Origin of the sequence: Brevibacillus sp. LEMMJ03, assembly GCF_007197875.1 — a bacterium.
GTDB lineage: Bacteria > Bacillota > Bacilli > Brevibacillales > Brevibacillaceae > Brevibacillus > Brevibacillus thermoruber.
Genome location: NZ_VKJN01000005.1, coordinates 34,486 through 59,474, shown reverse-complemented (window position 1 = coordinate 59,474; position 24,989 = coordinate 34,486). Strand labels below are relative to the sequence as shown.

23 protein-coding genes and 1 riboswitch are annotated in these 24,989 nt (G+C 61.0%); of the genes, 21 read left to right on the top strand and 2 right to left on the bottom strand.

Going from position 1 to position 24,989, the window contains the following annotated elements:
• The first annotated feature begins 15 nt into the window (after nucleotides 1-15).
• A riboswitch (cobalamin riboswitch) is annotated at nucleotides 16-219 on the top strand.
• Between the two features lie 238 nt (nucleotides 220-457).
• From FOI68_RS08310 to FOI68_RS08225, 18 genes are all read left to right on the top strand, one after another.
• Nucleotides 458-1,468 (top strand): ABC transporter substrate-binding protein, encoded by a 1,011-nt coding sequence (locus tag FOI68_RS08310; RefSeq protein ID WP_143862843.1) that lies wholly within the window; start codon nucleotides 458-460, stop codon nucleotides 1,466-1,468.
• A 66-nt stretch (nucleotides 1,469-1,534) separates the two neighbouring features.
• Nucleotides 1,535-2,617: a FecCD family ABC transporter permease gene (locus FOI68_RS08305; protein ID WP_255433405.1), complete on the top strand. Its 1,083-nt coding sequence runs from the start codon at nucleotides 1,535-1,537 to the stop codon at nucleotides 2,615-2,617.
• Complete coding sequence (locus FOI68_RS08300) at nucleotides 2,614-3,414, top strand: heme ABC transporter ATP-binding protein (RefSeq protein WP_143862842.1); 801 nt, start codon at nucleotides 2,614-2,616, stop codon at nucleotides 3,412-3,414. The genes FOI68_RS08305 and FOI68_RS08300 overlap by 4 nt, the downstream gene beginning before the upstream one ends.
• Nucleotides 3,415-3,525: 111 nt before the next feature.
• The gene (locus tag FOI68_RS08295; protein WP_143862841.1) at nucleotides 3,526-4,074 is read left to right on the top strand and encodes a sigma-70 family RNA polymerase sigma factor; all 549 of its coding nucleotides are present in this window, start codon (nucleotides 3,526-3,528) and stop codon (nucleotides 4,072-4,074) included.
• Nucleotides 4,044-5,057 carry a hypothetical protein gene (locus tag FOI68_RS08290; protein WP_143862840.1) on the top strand — a complete coding sequence of 338 codons (1,014 nt, stop codon included), beginning with the start codon at nucleotides 4,044-4,046 and terminating at the stop codon, nucleotides 5,055-5,057. Before FOI68_RS08295 ends, FOI68_RS08290 begins: the two co-directional genes overlap by 31 nt.
• Before the next feature lie 275 nt (nucleotides 5,058-5,332).
• On the top strand, nucleotides 5,333-7,150 hold the full coding sequence (gene lepA / locus FOI68_RS08285; RefSeq protein ID WP_143862839.1) for a translation elongation factor 4: 1,818 nt from the start codon (nucleotides 5,333-5,335) through the stop codon (nucleotides 7,148-7,150).
• A 58-nt stretch (nucleotides 7,151-7,208) separates the two neighbouring features.
• Complete coding sequence (hemW, locus tag FOI68_RS08280) at nucleotides 7,209-8,351, top strand: radical SAM family heme chaperone HemW (RefSeq protein WP_143862838.1); 1,143 nt, start codon at nucleotides 7,209-7,211, stop codon at nucleotides 8,349-8,351.
• A gap of 122 nt (nucleotides 8,352-8,473) precedes the next feature.
• Entirely contained in the window at nucleotides 8,474-9,502 is a 1,029-nt protein-coding gene (gene hrcA / locus FOI68_RS08275; RefSeq protein ID WP_029097321.1) for a heat-inducible transcriptional repressor HrcA, read from the top strand.
• A 61-nt stretch (nucleotides 9,503-9,563) separates the two neighbouring features.
• Nucleotides 9,564-10,142, top strand: a complete 579-nt coding sequence (gene grpE / locus FOI68_RS08270; protein ID WP_185973903.1) for a nucleotide exchange factor GrpE — start codon at nucleotides 9,564-9,566, stop codon at nucleotides 10,140-10,142.
• A gap of 50 nt (nucleotides 10,143-10,192) precedes the next feature.
• Nucleotides 10,193-12,031, top strand: a complete 1,839-nt coding sequence (gene dnaK / locus FOI68_RS08265; RefSeq protein ID WP_035300091.1) for a molecular chaperone DnaK — start codon at nucleotides 10,193-10,195, stop codon at nucleotides 12,029-12,031.
• A gap of 108 nt (nucleotides 12,032-12,139) precedes the next feature.
• Nucleotides 12,140-13,270, top strand: a complete 1,131-nt coding sequence (gene dnaJ / locus FOI68_RS08260; protein WP_029097318.1) for a molecular chaperone DnaJ — start codon at nucleotides 12,140-12,142, stop codon at nucleotides 13,268-13,270.
• A gap of 64 nt (nucleotides 13,271-13,334) precedes the next feature.
• On the top strand, nucleotides 13,335-14,276 hold the full coding sequence (gene prmA, locus FOI68_RS08255) for a 50S ribosomal protein L11 methyltransferase (RefSeq protein WP_044899647.1): 942 nt from the start codon (nucleotides 13,335-13,337) through the stop codon (nucleotides 14,274-14,276).
• 18 nt (nucleotides 14,277-14,294) lie between these two features.
• Complete coding sequence (locus FOI68_RS08250; protein WP_143862837.1) at nucleotides 14,295-15,038, top strand: 16S rRNA (uracil(1498)-N(3))-methyltransferase; 744 nt, start codon at nucleotides 14,295-14,297, stop codon at nucleotides 15,036-15,038.
• Between the two features lie 48 nt (nucleotides 15,039-15,086).
• On the top strand, nucleotides 15,087-16,445 hold the full coding sequence (mtaB, locus tag FOI68_RS08245; RefSeq protein ID WP_035300088.1) for a tRNA (N(6)-L-threonylcarbamoyladenosine(37)-C(2))-methylthiotransferase MtaB: 1,359 nt from the start codon (nucleotides 15,087-15,089) through the stop codon (nucleotides 16,443-16,445).
• A complete protein-coding gene (locus tag FOI68_RS08240) occupies nucleotides 16,442-16,870 on the top strand; it encodes an NUDIX hydrolase (protein ID WP_029097314.1) in 429 nt (142 codons plus the stop codon). The genes mtaB and FOI68_RS08240 overlap by 4 nt, the downstream gene beginning before the upstream one ends.
• 5 nt (nucleotides 16,871-16,875) lie before the next feature.
• Nucleotides 16,876-17,541, top strand: a complete 666-nt coding sequence (gene deoC / locus FOI68_RS08235; protein WP_029097313.1) for a deoxyribose-phosphate aldolase — start codon at nucleotides 16,876-16,878, stop codon at nucleotides 17,539-17,541.
• Between the two features lie 176 nt (nucleotides 17,542-17,717).
• Complete coding sequence (locus FOI68_RS08230; RefSeq protein WP_044899644.1) at nucleotides 17,718-18,110, top strand: CidA/LrgA family protein; 393 nt, start codon at nucleotides 17,718-17,720, stop codon at nucleotides 18,108-18,110.
• Entirely contained in the window at nucleotides 18,103-18,768 is a 666-nt protein-coding gene (locus FOI68_RS08225; RefSeq protein WP_143862836.1) for an LrgB family protein, read from the top strand. The genes FOI68_RS08230 and FOI68_RS08225 overlap by 8 nt, the downstream gene beginning before the upstream one ends.
• Before the next feature lie 6 nt (nucleotides 18,769-18,774).
• On the opposite strand, the gene FOI68_RS08220 is transcribed toward FOI68_RS08225, so the two are convergent.
• Nucleotides 18,775-19,713 (bottom strand): Na/Pi cotransporter family protein, encoded by a 939-nt coding sequence (locus tag FOI68_RS08220; RefSeq protein WP_143862835.1) that lies wholly within the window; start codon nucleotides 19,711-19,713, stop codon nucleotides 18,775-18,777.
• Nucleotides 19,714-19,866: 153 nt separating this feature from the next.
• On the opposite strand from FOI68_RS08220, the gene FOI68_RS08215 reads away from it, so the two are divergent.
• Both FOI68_RS08215 and FOI68_RS08210 read left to right on the top strand, forming a co-directional pair.
• Entirely contained in the window at nucleotides 19,867-21,162 is a 1,296-nt protein-coding gene (locus FOI68_RS08215; RefSeq protein WP_044899642.1) for a class I SAM-dependent rRNA methyltransferase, read from the top strand.
• A 236-nt stretch (nucleotides 21,163-21,398) separates the two neighbouring features.
• Nucleotides 21,399-22,892 (top strand): alpha/beta hydrolase, encoded by a 1,494-nt coding sequence (locus tag FOI68_RS08210; RefSeq protein ID WP_370512114.1) that lies wholly within the window; start codon nucleotides 21,399-21,401, stop codon nucleotides 22,890-22,892.
• 85 nt (nucleotides 22,893-22,977) lie between these two features.
• Here FOI68_RS08210 and FOI68_RS08205 read toward each other — a convergent pair whose 3' ends face one another.
• On the bottom strand, nucleotides 22,978-23,469 hold the full coding sequence (locus FOI68_RS08205; RefSeq protein ID WP_035300082.1) for a hypothetical protein: 492 nt from the start codon (nucleotides 23,467-23,469) through the stop codon (nucleotides 22,978-22,980).
• Between the two features lie 231 nt (nucleotides 23,470-23,700).
• On the opposite strand from FOI68_RS08205, the gene FOI68_RS08200 reads away from it, so the two are divergent.
• Entirely contained in the window at nucleotides 23,701-24,819 is a 1,119-nt protein-coding gene (locus FOI68_RS08200) for a D-alanine--D-alanine ligase (RefSeq protein ID WP_035300080.1), read from the top strand.
• The last annotated feature ends 170 nt before the right edge of the window (nucleotides 24,820-24,989 follow it).

Genomic DNA, 24,989 nt, shown 5'->3' with positions numbered 1-24,989 from the left:
GCTCAGACGAAAAAACGGAATAGCGCGTTTCACGGTGCCGTCCGGGTGCAGGTGCGCCCGGGCGCTTAAAAGGGAAGTTCGGTGAAAGTCCGACGCGGTCCCGCCACTGTGACGGGGAGCGCCCTGCGACAGCCACTGTCTCGCTTGATTCGGGGAGATGGGAAGGTGCAGGGGGCGATGAACCCAAGCCAGGAGACCTGCCGTGAAGCGATCACGCTCAACCCACGAGGATGGGGATGTGTGGAAAGCAGGGAACGGAAAGAAAAGGCGCCCCGCGTCTGTTCTTTTGTCGTGTCCGCATGCAGACTGGCATCTCTCGTCCAACACGGGGGATGCTTTTTTGTTGCTGCGGAACACGTGGGAAAAAGGTTTACAACGAGCGGGCGAGACCGTATCATGGAGGTTTTGTATAAAACGTAATGATTGCGATTATCAAATATGCAGAGGAGGACGTGTCATGAAAAAATTTCGTTTCAATTCCCGCTTTTGGCTGGTCAAAACAGTGCTGCTTGCCCTTCTCCTGTCGGCGTGCGGCAGTTCCCACCCGGACGACCGTCAACAGCAACCGGCCGCAGAGCCTGCAGCAGCGGAAGCGGCGCAGCCGGTTACCGTTCAAAACGGCGATCGCGTGCTGACCTTTGAACAGCCGCCCAAACGGGCCGTCACGCTGAATCAGCACACGACGGAAATCATGCTGGCCTTGGGTCTGGCGGACAGGATGGCGGGAACGGCTTATCTGGACGACCGCATTTTGCCGGAATACCAGGAAGCGTATGAAAAAATCCCCGTGCTGTCCAAGACATACCCGTCCAAGGAGGTGCTGTTGGCGGCGGAACCGGATTTCGTCTACGCCGGATGGAAAAGCGCCTTCACCGACAAAGCGGTGGGCACGGTGGAAGAGCTGGAGAAGCTGGGGATCAAGGCGTATCTGCATCAGTCCTCCAACATGACGTCGCCCACACTGGAAGACGTGTACACGGACATCCGCAACATCGGCCGCATTTTCCGCGTGGAAGCAAAGGTGGACGAGCTGATCGCCCGGATGAACGAACGGATGGAGCAGATCGCCAAGCGGATCGGACAGCCGGAAAAACCGCTGCGCGTGTTTGTCTACGACAGCGGGGAGGATCAGCCGTTGACGGCCGCCAACAACTACATGACCCGCTTGATCGCGATGGCGGGCGGCAAAAACATCTTCGACGACATCCCCAAGGGCTGGGCCACCGTCAACTGGGAAGAGGTTGTCAACCGGCAGCCGGACGTGATCGTCATCGTCGACTACGGCGACAAGACCGTCGAGCAAAAACGGGAGCTGCTGCTGTCGAAAAAAGAGCTGGCCGACCTGCCGCCCATTCGAAACCAGAAGCTGATCGTCCTCCCTCTCTCCGCGGCGGCAGAGGGGGTCCGGGCGCCAATGGCCCTGGAGGCGCTCGCCAAAGGATTCTATCCGGAGAAGTTTCAAGACTAAGGCCGTGCGGGCGGGACGGAGCCGTCCTCTCCCGCCGCCTCACCACATTCGACAGGAGGGATTGGTTTGCGGAAAGCAGCGTTTTTCATCGGGGAGAGAGGCCGGGGGTGGTTCTGCGCGGTTCTCGTCGGTCTGACGGCTCTCCTGCTGGCGTCCGTTACGTTTGCCGTCACGCTGGGCTCGGTTGACATCCATCCCCGTACGGTCTGGGGAATTGCCCTGTCCAGGCTGCCGTTTTTCGGCGAATGGGTGCAGCCCGACTGGTCAAAGGCGGCAGAGACGATCATTTGGGAGATTCGGCTCCCCCGCGTCCTGCTTGGCGCCCTCGTCGGGGCCGGCCTCTCCGTAGTCGGGGCGGCCATCCAGGCGCTCGTCCGCAATTTCCTTGCCGATCCCTACATCCTGGGCGTCTCCTCGGGGGCGTCTGTCGGGGCCGCGTCGGTCATGCTGTTTGGCGCGTTCGGGCTGTATGGCCAGTACGCCCTGTCCGTCGGCGCGTTTACCGGATCGCTTGGCGCCCTCCTGCTGGTCTTTTTCCTCTCCCGGCTCGGCGGGCAAAACGCCACCGTTCGCCTGCTGATGGCGGGCATCGCCGTGTCTGCCGTCTTGTCCGCCGCGACCAGCCTGCTCGTCTTTTCCTCTCCCCAAGAACACGGCATTCAGGCCGTGCTGTTCTGGATGACGGGCAGCCTGGCCGGCGCCAAATGGGAGTTTCTCGCCCTCCCGGCTGCTGCCGTGACCGCCGGGCTTGCGTTTCTTCTGACCCGCTACCGGTCGTTGAACGCCATGCTGATGGGCGAGGAGACCGCCCGCACGCTGGGGGTGCATGTGGAACGGTTCCGCAAGGGGCTGCTCGTGATTACCGCGCTTTTGACCGGCGTGATGGTGGCCATCAGCGGCGCAATCGGATTCGTCGGGCTGATGATGCCTCACATCGTGCGGATCGTCGTCGGCTCCGACCATCGGCGGGTGCTGCCCGTCTGCGCCCTGCTGGGAGCGGTATTTCTCGTCTGGGCCGACGTAATCGCCAGACTGGCGTTCGCGCCGCAGGAACTTCCCATCGGGATCGTCACGGCCCTGTGCGGCGGACCGTTCTTTCTCTGGCTGATGCGCCGCAGTTCCTATTCGTTTGGAGGTGATGGACGGTGAACGTGACGGCCCAAGACCTTTCCGTGACGCTCGACAAAAAAGCAGTGCTCCACGATGTCGGCCTGCAGGTCCGGACAGGGGAGCTCGTCGGCCTGATCGGCCCGAACGGGAGCGGGAAGTCGACGCTGTTGAAGAGCATCTACCGCGTGCTGAAGCCGGACGCCGGGCTGATCTCGCTGGACGGCGATGATCTCTACCGGCTGTCGCCGCAGCAGGCGGCCCGGCGGATGGCCGTGGTGCGCCAGGAGTCTTCGATGGAAGTCGACTTCACCGTGGCCGAAATCGTCATGATGGGACGATTTCCGCACAAGCGGTTTTGGGAGGCGGATACCTCCGAGGATCAACAAATCTGTGAGGAGGCGCTGTCCCGGGTGGGGATGCAGGCGTTTGCGCAGAGAAGCTACCTGTCGCTGTCCGGCGGGGAAAAACAGCGGGTGCTGATCGCCAGGGCACTGGCGCAGCAGGCGAAGCTGCTCGTCCTGGACGAACCGACGAACCATCTGGACATTCGATGTCAACTGCACATGCTGGATTTGTTGAAAACGCTGCGGGTCACCGTCCTCGCCGCGCTGCACGACCTGAACCTGGCCGCGATGTACTGCGACCGTCTTTACGTGATCCGGGAGGGACGGATCGTCACCTCCGGCACGCCGGAGAAGGTCTTCACGCCGGAGCTGATCCGCGACGTCTTCGGCGTGGAAGCGGACGTGATGATCCACCCCCGGACGGGGAAGCCGCACATTTTCTTCATGCCGGAGCGGACGGGCGGCAGTCAGGCAGCCGTCTGGCATAGGTGACGTAAGACGTACTTCCGCGCACCTGGACCCGTTTTTCGCCATAAACGTTGTAACATTCCGTCGGCCGGCCGCATCTAAACAGGTGAATGCACACGAAGGGAGGCGCGCCGCGTGGAGAAACTGCAGCCGACGGCGGAAGCGGTGCTGGAACAGATCATGCGGGAATACGGGACGCGCGTGCTTCGCCTGGTCACCTTGATGGTGAAAGACCGCAGCCTGGCGGAAGACATCACGCAGGACATCTTTTTGAAAGCGTACCGTCACCTGCCCCGTTTTCGCGGCGAGAGCAGCATCCGCACCTGGCTCTACCGGATCGCCGTGAACGAGTGCAAAGGGTGCCTGCGCTCCTGGGCGTTTCGCAACCTGCTGCCTCGTTCCTGGATCAGCCGGGAGAGCGACGTGTCCGCGGAGCGGCAGGTCATGGAGCGGGCGCAACGGGACGAGCTGGTTCGCCTGGTGCTGGAGCTGCCGCCGCTGTACCGCCAGGTGATCGCGCTGCACTACTACGCCGATCTGTCCATCGCGGAAACGGCCGAAGTGCTTGGCGTGACGGAGGGAACGGTCCGGACACGGCTGCACCGCGCCCGGCAGCAGTTGAGACAGCGGATGGAGTCAAGGGAGGAATGGGAATGGAACGGGACCAATGGCTGCGAGAGCTGAAGGAGCGGGCTGACGAAACGGTGTGCAAGGACGTGACGTTTACCCCCGGAATGGAAGAAGCCGTGCGAAAGCGCATCAGACAGCGGTCGCAGCGGCAGAGGCGCGGACCGCTTCTGGCGTCGGCGTCCGCCGCGGTGACGCTGCTGGCCCTGTGGATGTGGTGGCCCGATGCGCTGCAGCCCAAGCAGCCGACCGCCCCCGGCCCCGCGCCGGAGACAACCGTACCCCCGCTGTTCGGCCTCGTCTCCTCTCCTCCCGTGCTGTGGAAACCGTCGCCGCAGACGGAGACGGTCCATGACGGCAAACCGTTCCGCTACGTCGGCGAGAAGCCGGTGCGCATCATCACGGATGAGCTGTACGAAGGACAGATGCAAAACGTGTTCTGGCTGCTGAATGGCCCGTTTGCCCCGGAAGTGAATCTGGTCGGGTGGAGCACCGAGGGGGAGCGCGTGGAGCTGGGCAGCTACCGGGTGGCGGGACCGCAGTATGACGCGGACGGCCATTTTCCTTCCGGGATCGTACTGCCGCATGCGGGCATCTGGAAGCTGCAGGTCGTCTCCGGCGGCAAGCATTTCGGACAGGTGTTCGTCGAGGTGAAGGAGGGCGTGTCGCCGGCCAACCGGGAACTGGTCACGCCGCTGATTACCCGCTACCTGCAGAGCGTCCGGGGCGATCTGGACTGGCTCGGCGGTGAGCGGGACGTCAAACTGGACGTGATCGGCGTGGAAGCCCCCAATGCGGAGAGCCGGCGCGTGTACGCATGGGTGCAGATCACCGGCAGGGGCGGGGACCATCAGCAGCCCGCGCTCAGCGCCCCGATGGTCTTTGACATCGCGTACAGGGTCTCTCGCGGCGGCAGCGCCGGGTACCAGGTCACAAGCCACCGCATGCCGGAGGACGGCAGCCGTTACCAGAGCAGCCTCGAGTCGATGTTTCCGCCGCAGATCGTGCAGAAACTGAAAAGGTACGGCTCTGCACACTGACAGGGCCGTACCCGGCTGCTGCTCCCCTAATTCTCCCGCCGCCCTCTCCTCCAGAAGGGGTGCGCCCAATCATGCCCCTTCCATCTCCCATCTTCCCTCTCCTTCCGCTCCGCCGCGCTGCAGAAGGCCGAGCCGCGCGCGGCATTTCGTCATGTCCGCTCCGTTCCTGCTTATTGCTCCGCTATCCCGCCTTTGTTATAATTGACGTTAGTGTATTTTTTCGGAACGCGATCTGAAAGCGACTTTTGGATGGCGTGGGAGGGAACAAACAACAGATGGATCGCCGTGAAAGACAGAAACGAATTCGCAACTTTTCCATTATCGCCCATATCGACCACGGAAAGTCAACCCTGGCGGACCGCATTCTGGAGCTGACCGGGGCGCTTTCGGCCCGTGAAATGGAAGACCAGTTTCTGGACACGATGGAGCTGGAAAAGGAGCGCGGTATCACGATCAAGCTGAACGCCGTGCGGTTGAATTATAAAGCGGATGACGGAGAGGAGTACATCCTGCATCTGATCGACACCCCCGGGCACGTCGACTTCACGTACGAAGTGTCCCGCAGCCTGGCCGCCTGTGAAGGGGCGCTCCTGGTGGTGGACGCCGCCCAGGGTATCGAGGCGCAGACGCTGGCCAACGTCTACCTGGCGCTGGACAACAATCTGGAGATCATCCCGGTCATCAACAAGATCGACCTGCCCAGCGCGGAGCCGGAGCGCGTCAAGCAGGAGGTGGAGGACGTCATCGGGCTGGACGCCAGCGACGCCTGCCTCACCTCGGCCAAAGCGGGCATCGGCATCAAGGACGTGCTGGAGGCGGTGGTGAAAAAGGTGCCGGCGCCGCAGGGCGACCCGGACGCGCCGCTGCAGGCACTGATCTTCGACTCCTACTTTGACCCGTACCGGGGCGTGATCGCGTCCGTGCGGATTGTCAACGGTACGCTGAAAAAAGGCATGAAAATCAAGATGATGGCCACCGGCAAAACGTTTGAAGTGACGGAAGTGGGCACCTCCACGCCCCGCCAAACGCCGGTTGACGAACTGTCCGTCGGTGACGTGGGCTACGTCGCCGCCTCGATCAAGACGGTGGGCGACACCCGCGTCGGGGATACGATCACCGATGCCAACCGGCCGGCCGCCGAGCCGCTGCCGGGTTACCGCAAGATCAATCCGATGGTGTTTTGCGGTCTTTACCCGATCGACACCAGCGAGTACAACGACCTGCGCGAGGCGCTGGAAAAGCTGCAGTTGAACGACGCGTCGCTGCAGTTCGAACCGGAGACCTCGCAGGCGCTCGGCTTCGGCTTCCGCTGCGGCTTCCTCGGGCTTTTGCACATGGAGATCATCCAGGAGCGGATCGAGCGCGAGTTTAACATCAACCTGATTACCACCGCGCCGAGCGTCGTCTACCGCATCACCAAGACGAACGGCGAAGTGATCGAGATCGACAACCCGTCGAAAATGCCGGAGGCGCAAAAAATCGAGCAGATCGAGGAGCCGTACGTCACCGCGACGATCATGGTGCCCAAGGATTACGTCGGCGACGTGATGCAGCTCTGCCAGGGCAAGCGCGGCGACTTCCTCGACATGCAGTACATGGGGGAAAACCGCGTCCAGCTCAAGTACGACATGCCGCTCTCCGAGATCGTCTACGACTTCTTCGACCTGTTGAAGTCGGGCACCAAGGGATACGCTTCCTTTGACTATGAACTGGCCGGCTACAAGCCGTCCAAGCTGGTGAAAATGGACATCCTGCTCAACGGCGAAGTGGTCGACGCGCTGTCGTTCATCGTCCACCGCGACAGCGCCTACCAGCGCGGACGCGTCATCTGCGAAAAGCTGAAAGAACTGATTCCGCGCCAGCAGTTTGAAGTGCCGATTCAGGCCGCCATCGGCCACAAGGTGATCGCGCGCGAGACGATCAGCGCGCTCAGGAAAAACGTGTTGGCCAAGTGTTACGGCGGCGACATCTCCCGGAAGCGCAAGCTCCTGGAAAAACAAAAAGAAGGGAAAAAGCGCATGAAAGCCGTCGGCTCCGTCGAGGTGCCGCAAGAAGCGTTTATGGCTGTGCTGCGCATGGACGACAAGAAGTAGGCCTGACCGCGCGTCAGGTCTTTTCCATTCCACTACCGCAAAAAGGAGGGGAGCGGATATGCCGCAGTCGGTGTACATCCACATTCCCTTTTGCACCAACAAATGCTACTACTGTGACTTCAATTCGTTCGTCACCAACAACCCGCAGGTGATCTGGGACTACCTGGAGGCGCTGGACAAGGAGATGGAGCGGACGTTTGCCCAGTGGCCGCCGGAGAAGGTCAAAACCATTTTCGTCGGCGGGGGGACGCCGACGTTTCTCGACCGCGACCAGATGAAGGTCTTTCTGGAAGCCGTGCGGAAGCATACGGAACGCTTCTGGACCGACGATCTGGAATTTACGATGGAGGCCAATCCCGGCACCACCGACGTGGAAAAGCTCAGGCTGATGCGCGGGCTGGGCGTCAACCGGCTCAGCTTCGGCGTGCAGTCGTTCGACAACGCGCTCTTGAAGCGGCTGGGCCGGATTCACGACGTGGACGACGTCTACCGCAGCATCGACAACGCGGTGGCCGTCGGCTTTTCCAACCTGACCATCGACCTGATGTTCGGGCTGCCGGACCAGACGGAAGAGATCTTCCGCCGCACGCTGGAAAAGGCGTTTGAACTGCCGACCACGCACTTTTCCGCCTACAGCCTGAAGGTGGAAGAAAACACGCTGTTCCACACGCTGTACCAGAAAGACCAGCTCCCGCTGCCCTCGGAGGAGGACGAGCTGGCGATGTACCTGATGCTGATCGAGGAAATGGAGGGACACGGCTACCGCCAGTACGAGATCAGCAACTTTGCCAAACCCGGCTATGAAAGCCGGCACAACTGCACCTACTGGCTCAATGATGAATATTATGGGTTGGGCGCGGGGGCCCACGGCTATGTAAACGGCGAACGGCACGTCAACGCCGGGCCGCTGGCCGTCTACATGCGCATGTGCCAGGAAGGGCTGCCCCGGGTGGAGCAGTTTTCCGTCTCCCGCGAGGACGCCATGGAGGAACAGATGATACTGGGGCTGCGGCTGCGCGACGGGGTGAACCTCGCCCGGTTTGCGGAGCGCTTTGGCGTCACGGCGGAGCAGGTGTTCGGACCGGTGATCGACGAAGAGGTGGCAAAAGGGATGCTGGAACGGGCGGACGGCCACGTGCGGCTGACCAAACGGGCCCTTCCGTTGGGAAACGAAGTGTTCGCCCGCTTCCTGCGCGACTAGCGGCAGGCTTGAGGGGACAGGGTGCTGGGAAAACATTGACAAAACCTTCGCATATTGATACCTTAGTAGATAGATTTAGCACTCGATGCGGTTGAGTGCTAACAACAGGGGGCGAAGACAGCATGTTATCGGAACGCCAACGACTGATTCTCAATGCGATTGTCGATAATTACATTCATTCCGCCGAACCCGTTGGCTCACGCACCATCTCCAAACGGGAGGACATCGGCTTCAGCTCCGCGACCATCCGCAACGAGATGGCCGATTTGGAAGAGCTGGGGTACCTGGAACAGCCGCATACATCGGCAGGGCGCGTGCCCTCCACGAAAGGGTACCGCTTCTACGTCGACAACCTGATAAAACCGCACATGTTGAGCGATCTGGAGTTGAGCAAACTGAAACAGCTGTTTGCCGAACGGATTCATCACTTTGAGCAGGTGATCGACTACACCGCTCAAATTCTCTCGCACGTGACCAACTACACGGCCATCGTGCTGGGTCCGGAGATTTTCGAACAACGGCTGAAACACATTCAGATCGTTCCCCTGAATGAAACACAGGCGGTGGCCATCGTGGTCACGAACACCGGCCGCGTGGAAAACAAGCTGATTGACCTGCCGCAGGGCGTTCGCCCGCAGGAGATCGAGAAGCTGGTCAACCTGCTGAACAGCAAGCTGACCGACGTGCCGCTGTGGCAGCTTCGCCAGCGCCTGTATCAGGAAGTGGCGGGCGAGATGCGGCGCCATGTGGAGCAGTACGAAGAGATGCTGCAGATTCTGGAAGAGTCCCTCCAGCGGCAGGAAGGCGAACGCGTCTACCTCCGCGGTGCGACCAAGATCATGGATCAGCCGGAGTTCCGCGACGTGGACAAAGTGAAGGACATCCTGGAACTGCTGGAACAAAACGATCAACTGGTCCACTTGTTCGGACCTCCGACCGAGGGCATCACCGTGCGCATCGGACAGGAAAACCAGCTTGACGCGATGAAGGAATGCAGCATCATCACCACCTCGTATTACATCGGCGGCAAGCCGGTCGGGACGGTGGGGATTCTGGGGCCGACGCGGATGGAATACAGCCGGGTGATCACCGTGCTCAACTATCTGGCGGAAGGTCTGTCGCGTATGCTGACATCGCAGTTTGAGAAATAGTAATGGAGTGAAAGGCTGACCCGGTGCAGCGGCAGCGGACAGTCTGGGGAGGTATCGAACGTTGAACGATGACAAACTGACGCAAGACCAGGCACAGGAAAAGGAAGCGGAAGCTGCAGCAGCCGAGCAGCAGGAGCAGCAGGAAACCGCCGGCCAGGAGCAGCAGGAGCCGGCGGCGGAGATCGACTGGCAGCAGGAAGCGGAACGCTGGAAGGCGCAGGCGGAAGAAAACCAGAACCGCATGCTGCGCGCCTTGGCCGACATGGAAAACCTCAGACGGCGGACGCGCAAGGAGCAGGAGGATCTGGCCAAATACGCCTCGCTCAAGATCATCACGGAGCTTCTGCCCGTGCTCGACAACTTCGAACGGGCGCTGGCTGCCGACAAGGATTCGATGACCGTCGAATCCCTGCTCGAAGGCGTCAACATGGTGTACCGCCAGATGGTGCAGATCTTTGAACGGGAAGGCTTGACGCCGATCCAGGCGGCCGGCCAACCCTTTGATCCCAACGTGCACCAGGCGGTGATGCAGGCCGAAGACCCCGCGTACGAATCGGGCGTGGTCGTGGAAGAACTGCAAAAGGGCTACCTCTTCAAGGATCGAGTCATCCGGCCTGCGATGGTCAAGGTAAACGCCTGACCGTTCTTATATGATTCCAGTTCGACAGAAGTGTAAGGAGGATATCCAGTATGAGTCGCGTTATCGGTATTGACTTGGGAACCACAAACTCTTGCGTAGCCGTAATGGAAGGCGGCGAACCGGTCGTCATCGCCAACGCGGAGGGCAACCGCACCACTCCGTCTGTCGTCGCGTTCAAAAACGGCGAGCGCATCGTCGGGGAAGCGGCCAAACGCCAAGCCATCACCAACCCGGACAACACTGTGATTTCCATTAAACGCCACATGGGGACCAACTACAAAGTAACCCTGGAAGGCAAGGAGTACACGCCGCAGGAAATTTCCGCGATGATTCTGCAAAAGCTGAAAGCCGACGCGGAAGCGTACCTGGGCGAACCGGTCACCAAAGCGGTGATTACCGTTCCGGCTTACTTTAACGACAGCCAGCGTCAAGCGACCAAGGACGCCGGCAAAATCGCCGGCCTGGAAGTGCTCCGCATCGTCAACGAGCCGACGGCGGCTGCGCTGGCGTACGGCATCGAAAAAACGGAAGACCAAACCGTGCTCGTCTACGACCTGGGCGGCGGTACCTTCGACGTCTCCATTCTGGAGCTGTCCGACGGTTTCTTTGAAGTAAAAGCCACTTCCGGCGACAACCGCCTGGGCGGTGACGACTTTGACCAGGTGATCATCGACTACCTGGTGAGCGAGTTCAAAAAGGAACACGGCATCGACCTGTCCCAGGACCGCATGGCGCTGCAGCGTTTGAAAGACGCCGCGGAAAAAGCGAAAAAAGACCTCTCCGGCGTGCTGACCACGACCATCTCGCTGCCGTTCATCACCGCGGACGCGACCGGTCCGAAGCACCTGGAGGTAAACCTGACCCGCGCCAAGTTTGAAGAGCTGTCCGCGCACCTGGTTGAGCGCACCATGGGACCGACACGCCAAGCGCTTGAAGATGCGGGACTGACGCCAAACGACATCGACCGCGTCATCCTCGTCGGCGGTTCCACGCGGATTCCGGCCGTACAGGAAGCGATCAAGAAATTTATCGGCAAAGAGCCGCACAAAGGGGTTAACCCGGACGAAGTGGTGGCGCTGGGCGCAGCCGTTCAGGCGGGCGTGCTGACCGGCGACGTGAAAGACGTCGTGCTGCTCGACGTAACCCCGCTGTCTCTGGGTATCGAAACGCTGGGCGGCGTGTTCACCAAGCTGATCGAGCGCAACACGACGATTCCGACCAGCAAGTCGCAGATCTTCTCCACGGCGGCCGACAACCAAACCTCCGTGGAAATCCACGTGCTGCAGGGCGAACGCCCGATGGCGGCCGACAACAAGACGCTGGGCCGCTTCACGCTGTCCGACATCCCGCCGGCACCGCGCGGCGTCCCGCAAATCGAGGTAACGTTTGACATCGACGCCAACGGGATCGTGAACGTCCGCGCCAAAGACCTCGGCACCGGCAAGGAGCAGCGCATCACCATCACCTCCAACTCCGGCCTGACGGACGAAGAGATCGAGCGCATGGTGAAAGAGGCGGAACTGAACGCCGAGGCGGACAGAAAGCGCAAGGAAGAAGTGGAGCTCCGCAACGAAGCGGATCAGCTCGTCTTCACGACCGAAAAGACCTTGAAAGAGGTGGAAGGCAAGGTCGACAAGGCGGAGATCGACAAGGCCAACGAAGCCAAGGACAAACTGAAAAAGGCGCTGGAAGGCGGCAAGATCGACGAGATCAAGACTGCCAAGGACGAACTGTCCCAGGTAATCCAACAAATCTCCGTGAAACTGTACGAACAGGCCGCGCAAGCCGCTCAGGCGGCACAAAACGCCGCTGGCCAAGGCGCATCCGGCGAGGCGAAAAAGGACAACGTCGTCGATGCTGACTACGAGGTTGTCGACGACAAGAAGTAATCGAGCGTGAACGAAAAAAGTCAAAGTCACGGAATGCTGACTTTGACTTTTTTTCAAGTCAGTCACATGCTATGATAACAGTTGACTGTCATGGGAGTGATCGAGCAGATGAAACGGGATTACTACGAGGTGCTGGGTGTCTCCAGGGGAGCGGACGCCGACGAGATCAAGAAGGCGTACCGCAAGCTGGCGCGCCAGTACCACCCCGATGTCAACAAGGCGCCGGATGCGGAGGAGAAGTTCAAGGAAGTAAAAGAAGCGTACGACGTCCTCTCCGACCCGCAAAAGCGCGCCCAGTACGACCGCTTCGGCCATCAAGACCCCAACCAGGGCTTTGGCGGCGGGTTCGGCGGGTTTGACACGTCCAACATGGGCGGCTTCGGGGACATTTTTGACATGTTCTTTGGCGGCGGCAGACGGGCCAACCCGAATGCGCCGAGAAAAGGGGCGGATCTGCAGTTCGGGCTGTCCATTGAATTTACGGAAGCCGTCTTTGGCAAGGAGACCGACGTGGAGATTCCCAAGGAGGCGGAGTGCGACACCTGCCACGGCACGGGAGCGAAGCCGGGCTCCGGCGTGGAGACGTGCAAGACGTGCGGCGGCACCGGCCAGCAGGAAGTGGTGGCCAACACCCCGTTTGGCCGCATCGTGAACCGTCGCGTCTGCCCGACGTGCGAAGGCAAGGGCAAGGTGGTCAAGGAGAAGTGTACGTCCTGCCGCGGTACCGGCCGGATGAAGGTGCGCCGCAAAATTCACCTCAACATTCCGGCGGGCGTGGACGACGGTGCGCAGCTTCGCGTCGCGGGCGAAGGCGAACCGGGCGTAAACGGCGGCCCTCCCGGCGACCTGTACGTCGTGCTGCGGGTGAAGCCGCACGAGTTTTTTGAAAGGGAAGGCAATGACATCTACTGTGAAGTCCCGCTCACCTTTGCCCAGGCGGCGCTCGGGGACGAAATCGAAGTACCGACGGTCGACGGTCGGGTCAAATTGAAGATTCCTGCCGGTACGCAGACGGAGACGTTCTTCCGGCTGCGCGGCAAAGGGGTGCCGTACCTGCGCGGAAGCGGCCGCGGCGACCAGCATGTGAAGGTGCGCGTCGTCACGCCGACCAAGCTGAACGAGCGGCAAAAGGAACTGCTTCGCGAATTCGCCTCCCTGTCCGGTGAGTCGGTAGGCGGGTACGGCGTGGAAGACGAGGGCTTTTTTGAAAAAATGAAGCGGGCGTTCCGCGGCGAGTAGCCGGGAATCGCGCCTGTCAGCGAGACTTTGGCAGGAAATGAGCAGATTGGGGAGTTGGTAGTTCATGAAATGGTCGGAAATCAGTATCCACACGACAGCGGAGGCCGTGGAAGCGGTGTCCAACCTGCTATACGAGATGGGGGCCAACGGTGTCGTCATTGAAGACCCCGAGGTGCTGCATCGCGATTGGGATACGCCGTTTGGTGAAATCTACCAGCTCTCCCCGGATGATTTTCCGGCCGAGGGCGTATTCGTCAAGGCGTATCTGCCGATGGATTCGAGCCAGCTCGTCGACGTGCTGGATGAGCTGAAGGAGCAGCTCAGCCACCTGACCGACTACGGTCTCGACATCGGCAAAGGCACGATCGCCGTCAACGACGTGCACGAAGACGAGTGGGCCCACGCCTGGAAAAAGTATTACAAACCGGTCAGCGTGTCGGAGCGGATGACCATCAAACCGGTCTGGGAAGAATACGAGCCGAAACGGCCGGACGAGATCATCATCGAGATGGACCCGGGCATGGCCTTTGGCACCGGCACCCATCCGACGACGATCCTCTGCCTGCGCGCGTTGGAAAAGTACCTGCAGCCGGGCGACCGCGTCTACGACGTGGGGACGGGAACGGCCATCCTCAGCATCGCCGCCGTCAAGCTGGGCGCCGAGCACGTGCTGGCGATGGATCTGGACGAGGTGGCGGTCCGCTCCGCGCAGGCCAATACCGAACTGAACGGCGTCCACGAGCGGATCACCGTCCGGCAGAACAACCTGCTGGACGGAGTGGACGAGCAGGTCGACGTGGTGGTGGCCAACATTCTCGCGGAAGTGATCGTCCGCTTTACGGACGACGTGTACCGCGTGCTGAAACCGGGCGGGGTGTTCATCGCGTCCGGGATCATCGCCGCACGGGAAGCGGATGTGAAAGCGGCGATGGAGAAGTCGGGCCTTGCACTTGTGGAAACCATTTTCATCGATGACTGGGTAGCAATTGTGGCAAAAAAACGGTAGAATAGTGAGGTTGGCGAGATGCAAAGATACTTTGTCGAGCCACACCTCTTTTCCGAACAAGAGGTAACGATTGTCGGCGACGACGTTCATCATATCGTAAACGTGATGCGGGCCAAACCCGGCGAGGAAATCGTCGTGTGCGACGGGGCGGGCCGTTCGGCTGTCGCCCGGCTCGTCTCCCTGTCCGCGAAGGAAGTGACGGCCGAGATCGTCCGATTCCTGGACGAGCAGACGGAACTGCCGATCCGCATTACCATCGGCCAGGGACTGCCGAAGGGCGAGAAAATGGAGTGGATCCTGCAAAAGGGGACGGAAATGGGGGCGCATGCCTTTTTTCCGTTTACCTCCGAACGCACCATCGTCAAGCTGGACGCCAAAAAAGAGGCGAAGAAGCTGGAGCGCTGGCGCAAGATCGTCAAAGAGGCGGCGGAACAATCCCACCGAGCGGTGCTGCCGGAGATTCTGCCGCCTGCGTCATTTCGTCAAGCGATCGCGTCAGCCGCCGGTTACGCGCAGCGTGTGATCGCCTACGAAAAGGAAGGCGGCTCCACGCTTCATCAGGTGTTTGCCGCCATGAAGCCGGGAGAGTCGCTCGTTGTCCTGATCGGGCCGGAAGGGGGCTTTTCTCCGGACGAGGTGGCCCAGGCAGAGTCGATGGGCTTTCAGTCCGTTTCGCTCGGTCCGCGCATCCTGCGCACGGAGACGGCCAGCCAGTACGTGCTGGCCGCCGCATCCTACCAGTTTGAACGCCTGGACCCGTAGAGCGTTTCGATGCGCCAAACGGTCTACTTACAGAAAGGAGGAAGCGCCATGTCTACGGTTGCTTTCCATACATTGGGCTGCAAAGTGAACAGTTATGAGACGGAAGCGATCTGGCAGCTGTTCAAGGCCAACGGCTACGAGCGGGTGGACTTCGAACAGGACGGCGCCGACGTCTACGTCATCAATACGTGCACGGTGACCAACACCGGAGACAAGAAGAGCCGTCAGGTCATTCGCCGGGCCATTCGCCGCAATCCTGACGCGATTGTCGCCGTGACCGGTTGCTACGCGCAAACCTCCCCCGGAGAAATCGCGCAAATCCCGGGCGTGGATATCATCGTCGGTACCCAGGGCCGCGAGAAGCTGATCGAATACGTGGAGCAAATCCGCCGGGAGCGCCAACCGATCAACGCGGTCACCAACATCATGAAGGCGCGCGAGTTTGAAGAACTGGAGGTACCGTCGTTCACGGACCGCACGCGTGCGTCCCTGAAGATCCAGGAAGGCTGCAACAACTTCTGCACCTTCTGCATCATCCCGTGGGCACGCGGCCTGATGCGCTCCCGCAAACCGGAGAGCGTTCTCGAGCAGGCACGGAAGCTGGTCGATGCCGGGTATCTGGAGATCGTGCTGACCGGTATCCACACCGGCGGCTACGGCGAGGATCTGGAGAACTACAACCTGGCCAAGCTGCTCGTGGACCTGCATCAGGTGGAGGGACTGAAGCGGATTCGCATCAGCTCCATCGAAGCCAGCCAGATTACTGACGAAGTGATCGACGTGATCAACAACTCGGACCGCGTCTGCCGCCATCTGCACGTGCCGCTGCAGGCGGGTGACGACGAGGTGCTGAAGCGGATGCGCCGCAAGTACACCACGGCGGAATTCTACGAGAAGATGGTGAAAGTGCGCGAAGCTCTGCCAGGCGTGGCCCTGACCACCGACGTGATCGTCGGCTTCCCGGGCGAAACGGAAGAGCAGTTCCAAAACACCTACGATTTCATCAAAAAAGTGGGGTTTGCCGAACTGCACGTCTTCCCGTACTCCATGCGCACCGGTACGCCGGCCGCCCGCATGCCGGATCAGATTCCGGAAGACGTGAAGCATGAGCGGGTCGCCCGGCTGCTGGAGCTGAACCAGCAGTTGACCCTGGCGTACGCCCAGCAGTTCGTCGGCGACGTGCTGGAAGTGATTCCCGAACGTCCGTACAAGGAAGACCCGTCCAGCGGCATGCTGATGGGGTATTCCGACAACTACCTGAACGTGGTTTTCCCAGGGGATGAGTCGATGATCGGCAAAATCTGCAAGGTCCGGCTGGACGAACCCGGCTCCGAATACTGCAAAGGCACATTTGTCCGCGTGCTGGACAATGTGCGTCCTGTGCTGCTTGAGGAACGGGCGATATGAAAGAGGTATCGGCGGGAGGTGTCGTCTACCGCTTTCACGACCAGGATTTGCTGATTTTGCTGATTGAAGACCGCTACGGCAAGGTGACGCTGGCCAAGGGAAAACAGGAACGAGGCGAGACCATCGAGGAAACGGCACTCCGGGAAGTGCTGGAAGAGACGGGAATCCGCGGGGTGTTGGGAGAAAAGCTGGACACCATTTATTACGACTACCATCACCCGGTAACCGGAGAAGTGGTCAACAAGGAAGTCCACTATTTTCTGGTGGAGGCATACACCACGGAAATTACCGTGCAGGTGGAGGAGATCAACGACGTCCACTGGCACACGCCGCTGGAAGCGTGGGCTCTCCAGCAGGAACGGGGTTACCGCAACAACGACAACGTCCTGCGCAAGGCGTTGCAACATTTCGGGATCGAGGTGTAAAAAGGATGAATCTGAACAAGTACATTGACCATACCCTGCTGAAGCCGGAAACGACGGCGGCGATGATCGACAAGCTGTGCGCGGAAGCAAAAGAACACAACTTTGCCTCCGTCTGCGTCAACCCGTTCTGGGTGAAGCGCTGCGCCGAGCTGCTGAAAGGCACCGACGTAAAGGTGTGCACCGTCATCGGGTTCCCGCTGGGAGCCAGCACCCCGGCGGTAAAAGCGGCGGAAACCCGCGACGCGATTGCCAACGGCGCAACGGAAGTGGACATGGTGCTCAACATCGGCGCGCTGAAATCCGGCGATCTGGACCTGGTGAAAGCGGATGTGAAAGCCGTCAAAGAAGCGGCCGGCAGCGTTCTGGTCAAAGTGATTCTGGAAACGGGCCTGTTGACGGACGAAGAAAAAGTGACCGCCTGCAAGCTGTGCGTGGAAGCAGGCGCCGATTACGTCAAAACCTCCACCGGCTTCGGACATGGCGGTGCCACCGTGGAAGATGTCGCCCTGATGCGCAAAACGGTGGGGCCGAACGTTGGCGTAAAAGCCTCCGGCGGTGTGCGCGACCGCGCCGCGGCGCTGGCCATGATCGAAGCGGGAGCGAGCCGCATCGGCACCAGCTCCGGCGTCGCGATCGTGACGGGCGCAAACGAGGGCGGAAGCGGTTACTGACACGTAGGAAAGCCTGACCGTATGAGTGGTCGGGCTTTTTTCTGCAGGTGGGTCAGACCGCTGCCCTGCAGCGTTTGACGAGGCTGCCTGAAGAGCGCACCAGGGGCAGGAAAGACCCGCCTGGCTGATCCGGGCGTGACCATACGGAGAAAGACCGGGAGAGAGGAGCGCATCGCATGAAAACCATCAAGGGCATGTTGATTCTGCTTGCCTTTTTTGGAGCGGGTACGCTGGCCAACAAATGGCTTCACGTCCCGCTGCCGGGCAACTTGCTGGGCATGCTGCTGCTGACGCTGGGGCTGTGCACGGGAATGGTCAAGATGGATTGGGTCGAGTCGGCCAGCAATCTGCTGCTCCGGCACATGATGCTGTTTTTTGTACCGATTCTGGTAGGGGTGGCGTCGTATCTCAAGTGGATCGCCGGCGACCCGTGGCCGATCGTCTTGTCGCTCGTGCTGGGACCGCTCGTGGTGATGCTGGTGTCGGGCCGGGTCGTCCAGTGGTATCTGAACCGGCGCAAGCAAAAAGCGGAGCATCGTCCGCTGGAAGGGAGGACGCTCGATGCTTGACCAACTGCTCGCTGTCGCGGTGACGCTGGTGGGATACAAGGCGGCGGTACTGGTGGTGGACCGCTTTCCCCGCCTGCAGCCGCTGGTCGTGGCAACGGTCTGTGTCTGGTTCGTCTGGTGGCTGCTCGGCGGGGACTGGGAAGCGTACCGCGCCGGCGGGGAATGGATCTCGTTCTGGCTGGGACCGGCCACTGTCGCGCTGGCCGTTCCGCTCGCCAAGCAGGTGAAGGAATTTGTCCATATCTGGCGCGGCGTCTTGCTGGGCGTGGCGGCGGGCTGCGCCGTCGCGATCCTGACGGTCCGGCTGGTGGGATGGCTGCTGGGCACGGATCAGACGCTGGTGAACAGCATGATGGCCAAATCGGTGACCACGCCGATCGCCGTGGAACTGACCCGCAGCATCGGCGGCATTCCGGCACTGGGGGCCTTGTTTACCGTCTTGACGGGAATCGTCGGCATCACGATCGCCCGTCCGCTCCTTCCCTGGGCAGGGATCAGGGACGATTGGGCGATCGGGATCGCCATCGGCACCAGCTCCCATGCGGTCGGCACGGCCAACCTGAACCGCGTGTCGCCGGTGCAGACGGCGGCGTCCAGCGTGGCGATGATTCTGGCCGGTGTGGTGACGTCGCTGTATCTGATTCCGTTTTCGCTGTAGACGGGGTTACCGGCGCCGCTTTCGGTCCGGCACCAGCCACTGGACGGCGGCGGCGATCTGCCGGGTAAACGGCAGGGCGGCCAGGGAACAGCCCACATTGAAAAGGGTCTGGGCGTGGGCGATCTGCATCGACGGGCTGTCCGTTAAAAAGCTGCTGACCAGGTCAAGCTGTGGAAGAAACGGCAGAAATGCAAGAGCGCCGGCCAGGTTGAACAGCGTGTGGCACCAGGCGACCTGGCGGGAGGCCGCATTGGTTCCGATGCTGGCGATGATGGCGGTAAAGCAGGTGCCGATGTTGGCCCCGAGCACGATCGCCAGCGCGGTCTCCATCGAGAGCACCTGGTGGCTCATCAACCCCATGGTGATGGCGGTCGTCGCCGAACTGCTGTGGATGAGCGCGGTAAACACCAATCCGGTGATCAGGCCGATCCAGACGGAATGGCGGCTTTCCAGAAACAGCGAGCGAAACGCGTCCGACTGTTCCAGCGGTTTGGCCATGACCTGCAGGGTGTCGATCCCGAGGAAGATCAGGCCGAACCCGGCCACCACCAGCCCGATGCAGCGGGTCAGACGGCGCGGCATCAGCCACAAGGCGACGCCGACCAGGAGCATGGGCACGGCGAACGACTCCAGCCGAAGCGCCATCAGTTCGGTTGTGACCGTCGTCCCCACGTTGGTGCCGAGAATGATCCCCACCGTACGGGAAAAGCTGATCATGCCCGCATGCGTGAGCCCGATGGTGAGCACGGTGACGGCGCTGGAGCTCTGCAGCACAAAGGTGGTCAAAAGTCCCACCCAAAAGCTGTGGACCGGCGTGCGCGTGAAGCGTCCCAGCCAGTCCGCCATTTTCTTTCCGGCGAGGTTTTGAAAACCGGTGCGCATGGCATACATACCCAACAGAAAAAAACTGAGTCCACACGTAAAGGGAGCGAGGATGGCAAACACGGAGCGATCCTCCTTACCAACAATGAGAACGCCCCCGCGCGGCCTTCGCGAGCGCCGCCCGAGCGGGTAAACGCCGCCGGCAGCCGGGAGGGTTCGAATTACTATACGCTATGCCTGTACCAAGACGAGCATGACAAGGAGGAACCGACAACATTGGCACGAGTGATTCTGCACAAGCACCGAAAAAAGCGGCTGGAAGCGGGCCATCCGTGGATTTTTCAGTCGGAAGTAAAAGAGATTCAGGGAGAGTTTGAGCCGGGCGACATCGTCGAGGTGACTAACCACCAGGGACACTTCCTCGCCAAAGGCTACATCAATCCCGCTTCGCAAATCATCGTGCGGGTCCTGACCTACAACCCGGACGAAGCGATCGACTACGCCTTTTTCCTCCGCCGCATCCGCGAAGCCGCCGCGTTTCGCACCCGGTTCGTCGACAATCCGCGGGCCTGCCGCGTCGTGTACGGAGAGGCGGACTTCCTGCCCGGACTGATCGTGGACCGGTACGAAGACGTGCTGGTTGCGCAAATTCTCTCGCTCGGGATGGACGTGCGGCGCGACTGGATTCGGGACGCGCTGGTGGAAGTGTTTCAGCCGCAGGGCATCTACCTGCGCAACGACGTCCCCGTGCGCGAGCTGGAGGGGCTGGAGCAGGGCAAGGAAGTGCTGTACGGCGAATGTCCGCGGGAAGTGACGATTGAGGAAAACGGCCTGAAATACATCGTGGATATCGTCGAAGGGCAAAAAACCGGCTTCTTCTACGACCAGCGGGAAAACCGGGCGGCCATCGCTCCGCTGATGAAAGGCTGGGGAGAAAAGCACGGCATCACCCTGAAGGCGGTGGACGTGGACGGCGAGCAGAAGATCGTCCCCGTAGACCAGCGCGGCAAGGTGATCAAAAATCCGTTCTGGGACGGGGCGGAGGTGCTGGAATGCTTCACCCATACCGGGTCGTTTACGCTGAACGCCTGCAAGCACGGCGCGAAAAAGGTGACGGCGCTTGACATCTCCGAGCACGCCATCGAGACGGCCAAGCGAAACATCACGCTGAACGGCTTTTTGCACCGCGTCGAATTCGTCGTCGCCAATGCGTTTGACTACCTGCGCGAGTGCGTCGACGCCGGCCGCCTGTGGGACGTGGTCATCCTCGATCCGCCGGCGTTTGCCAAATCGCGCGCGGCGGTGAAGAGCGCCTGCCGCGGCTACAAGGACATCAACCTGAACGGGATGAAGCTGGTGCGGTCCGGCGGGTATCTGGTGACGGCCTCCTGCTCCTACCACATGTCTCCCGAGCTTTTCCTGGAGACGATCCAGGACGCGGCGATGGATGCCCGCAAGATCCTGCGGCTGATCGAGTGGCGGGGAGCAGGCAAGGACCACCCGCAGATCAGCGGGGCGGACGAGTCCCATTACCTCAAGTTTGCCATTTTTGAAGTAAGGGATCGGCGGTAAACATCCGCTGCCAGGCGCGGCGGACAAAAAACGAGCGGCATGTCGCAGCAGCGCGGCATGCCGCCTTTTTGCGCTGATCTCCCGTCGGGCAGCAGGGGAAACAGGCTTCTCTGGCCGCTGCGAAACGAGCATCCGCATACAGAAATGGCAGTTGCTGGAATGAATCGGCACTGGTAAAATGAAAGCGCTTCCCAGAAAGAAAGGGAAGGAAGAAGAGGAGGGATCGAGAGATGAGCATGTCATGGTCGCGTCTTGTGCTTGCGTCGGCGCTGATGGTTCCGCTGGTTCCGGCCGGCCTGTCATCCGCCGGGGCGGCCTCGGAACCTGTCGTACCGGGCGCGCATGGCGTGACGGTCACCCGCTTTGACGGCCAGGCGGGCAACTGGCTGACCACGCGCAACCCGCAGCAGTACGCGGCGGCCGTCCAATTCGGCAATCTGGGGCTGGTCCCGGCCGCGTGGGGCGGTTGGGAAACGATGTACGATCCGGCCGAAGTGACGGGCACACAGGTAAACGGCGCGTTTGACGACGCCCAATTCGTCATTCGCGTGCCGGATGAGTGGAACGGCAAGCTGGTCGTGTCCGGCATCCCGGCCACTCGCAACGAGACGGCCACCGATCTGTTGTTCAGCGATTACGTGCTAGAAAAAGGCTACGCCTTTGCGGCCATTGACAAAGGGACGCAGGGAGAAAGCGATCCCGCCGATCCGCTGGCCAAAGCAAAAAACGCCCTCGCGTCCGAGGAAGACTCGGTGGCCGAGTGGCATGTCCGCTTCCGGCAGATGACCAAGGCGGCGCAAGCATATCTGGCGGCGCATCATCGAGACCGGCTGATCGATCCCTCCGACAGTGCCCCCGCCGCCCGGCTGGTCTCCACACAGCATCCGATCCCCACGTACGCCATCGGCATTTCCAACGGCGGGTACGTGGTCCGGTACGCCTTGGAACACGATGATCCGAAACAGACCAAAGAGACGCGGCTGTACGACGGCGGCGTCGATTGGGAAGGGGTGCTGTGGCGTGCCGACAGGCCCAACCTGATTACCACGCTGACCGACGTCGTCAACCACGCGGAAGCGGCCATCTACGGCGAGGGCAAAGAGCAGGAGCGCGCCCGCGCGGCCCTGTACCAGGCCGGTGTGCCCAAAGGCTCGGAAAAGCTGTGGGCCTATTACGACCAGATCTACTGGTTCCTTTCCCTCAACATCTACCGGGACGAGTTTGACCCGCACGCGCCGAAGCGCTTGCAGTGGCCGGACTACCTGCGGTTCAACGCCGACGGCACCCGCGACCGTTCGCTGGACGGCATCTTTCGCACCTACGATTTCACCAGGCGGCCGAAAAAGGTGAAAGAAGCGGTGGAGGCGATCGAGAATACGGGCAGGATTGACGTGCCGCTGATCTCCGTGTTCGGCACCTGGGACGCCCTGATCTTCCCAGAGGTACATGGGAACGCCTACCGGCGGTTGGTCAAAGCGGCGGGACGGGAAAACCTGCACCGGCTCTACCTGGTGGAAAAGGGCAATCATGTCGACGGCCTGGTCTGGAGCGCATCGGACCCGGACAAGGAACTTCAGCCGCTGTTACCGTACGTCCATCAATGTTTTGACCTGCTTGTCCGCTGGGTGGAAGAGGGCAGGCAGCCGCCTGACAGCGGGACGATTTCTGCACCGCGCGATCCCCTGCGGGTGAAGGACATCCGGACGGGGGAAGAGATCGAGCCGTACTGACACGCTGAGCGGACATATGCGTCCGCTTCTTTTTTTGTATCGACAAAAAAACGGCCCGCTGCCCGGCGGGTCGCAAGCGTTGCGTTCAGGCAAACTGTTTGTCGGACAGGACGCGGCGTACCAGTTCCAGGGCTCGTTTGATGCCCAGTTCTTTGCCGAGCAGCACCTGCCCTTCGGCCGAGCTGGCCGCCTTGACCTGACCCAATGCGTCCAGTTCGTGCGACAGCAGGTGTTCGAGGATGTAGAGGCGCACCTGACCGATCTCCCGTTCGCTCTGCCGGTCCCGTTCCTGGTACTTGACCAGCGCCAGACTTTCTTCCACGTACTTGTCGATGTCGTTTTCCAAAAAGTGAGAAGCTGTGCAGATGATGTCGCGGTACTCGTCCGTTTGGGAGGGGATGGCGCGCAGTGCGTGTCCGAGGTGGGCGAGCAGAAACTTGTGGAGCACGACGCTGTTGTGCGTGTAGGCGTTGTGCAACAGGGAGTACTCGCCCAGAAACGTCCCGGTCTCCTTGTCGTAGCGGTGCAGGAGCGTGTAGGACGAACAGTACGTACAGAAGAGCAGATAGTCTCTCATGGACATTCCCCCTGCGTCGAAAAAAATCTTCTGTGACGTTTTTCATAGGATATGTGGGTCGGCGGCTGCTTGTGATTCTCCTGTCCCCTTGTATTTGCGAAAGGGATTGTGTATGCTGAATGGGGTATTGCGCCCGGCGGCACACGAAAGGCGGGCGTTTGCATACCATGGGAGAGCAGGAGACGCGGGATCGCGCTTTTGCGCAGGCAAGGCGAAAGGAGCTTGGAGTTCATGGGGAACAAAATACGGCTGGGGATCATTTACGGAGGAAAGTCCTCGGAACATGAGGTTTCGCTGCGCACCGCCCTGTCGATCATGAAGGCGGTCGATTTCGATAAATACGACATTACGCCCATCTACGTGAAGCTGGATGGTAGCTGGGTGAAAGGGGAGAGCCTCAGGGGCCGTCTGCCGGAGGGCATCAACGAGCTCCGCCTGACAGACGGGACGGCACCCGCCGGCGGAGAGACGAGAACGGAACTGGTCGCCGCCAGCCGGACCTCGCCGGTCTTTGGCATCGCCCAGGAAGTGGACGTGATTTTTCCGGTCGTGCACGGCCCCAACGGCGAGGACGGCACGATTCAGGGCCTGCTGGAACTGGCCAACCTGCCTTACGTCGGAGCCGGCGTCATGGCATCGGCGGTGGGGATGGACAAATGGATGATGAAAAACGTGTTCGCCCAGGCGGGACTGCCGCAGGTGAACTACGTGGGCGTGCTCCGTTCGCAGTGGGAACGCGACCAGGAGGGAATCATCGCGCGCATCGAGCGGGAGTTGGGCTACCCGTGCTTCGTCAAGCCGGCCAACATGGGGTCCAGTGTCGGGGTCAGCAAGGCAAAAGACCGGCAGCAGTTGATCGACGCGATGACGCTGGCCGCCAAATTTGACCGCCGGCTGATCGTGGAGCAGTTCGTCAAGGCGCGCGAGCTGGAAATCGGGCTGCTCGGCAACGAGGAGCCGATCACGTCGGTCGTGGGCGAGATCGTGGCCGCCAAGGAGTTTTACGATTACGAGGCCAAGTACAAAGGCGCCGGCACGGAACTGCAGATCCCGGCCCGGATTCCGGCCCACGTGGCGGAGCAGATGGCCGAAATGGCCAAAATCGCGTACCGCGCCCTGGACGCGTCGGGCCTGTCGCGGGCGGACTTTTTCTGGGACGAGGAAAACGACCGTCTGTACATCAACGAAGTGAACACGATGCCCGGCTTTACGCCGTACAGCATGTACCCGCTGCTGTTCCAGGAAGCGGGCATCAGCTACAGCGAGCTGATTGACCGGCTGGTCCAGCTTGCCCTGGAGCGCCACGCGGATAAACAGCGGAACGTGGTGGACGCGGAAGAATTGGAATAAGGGTTCGTCTGGAGGGAGTGCCCCGGGGCACTCCCGTTTTCATTTCTGGGCAAGGAGCCTCCGCTTTAGCGGGGGCTCTTTTTGGCAGGGAAGCCTTCGCAAACGCTGCCGGCCGGATGCTGCCACAGCTCGGCCGATTTTGCCCTGCCTTTCACAAAAATGGAATAAAA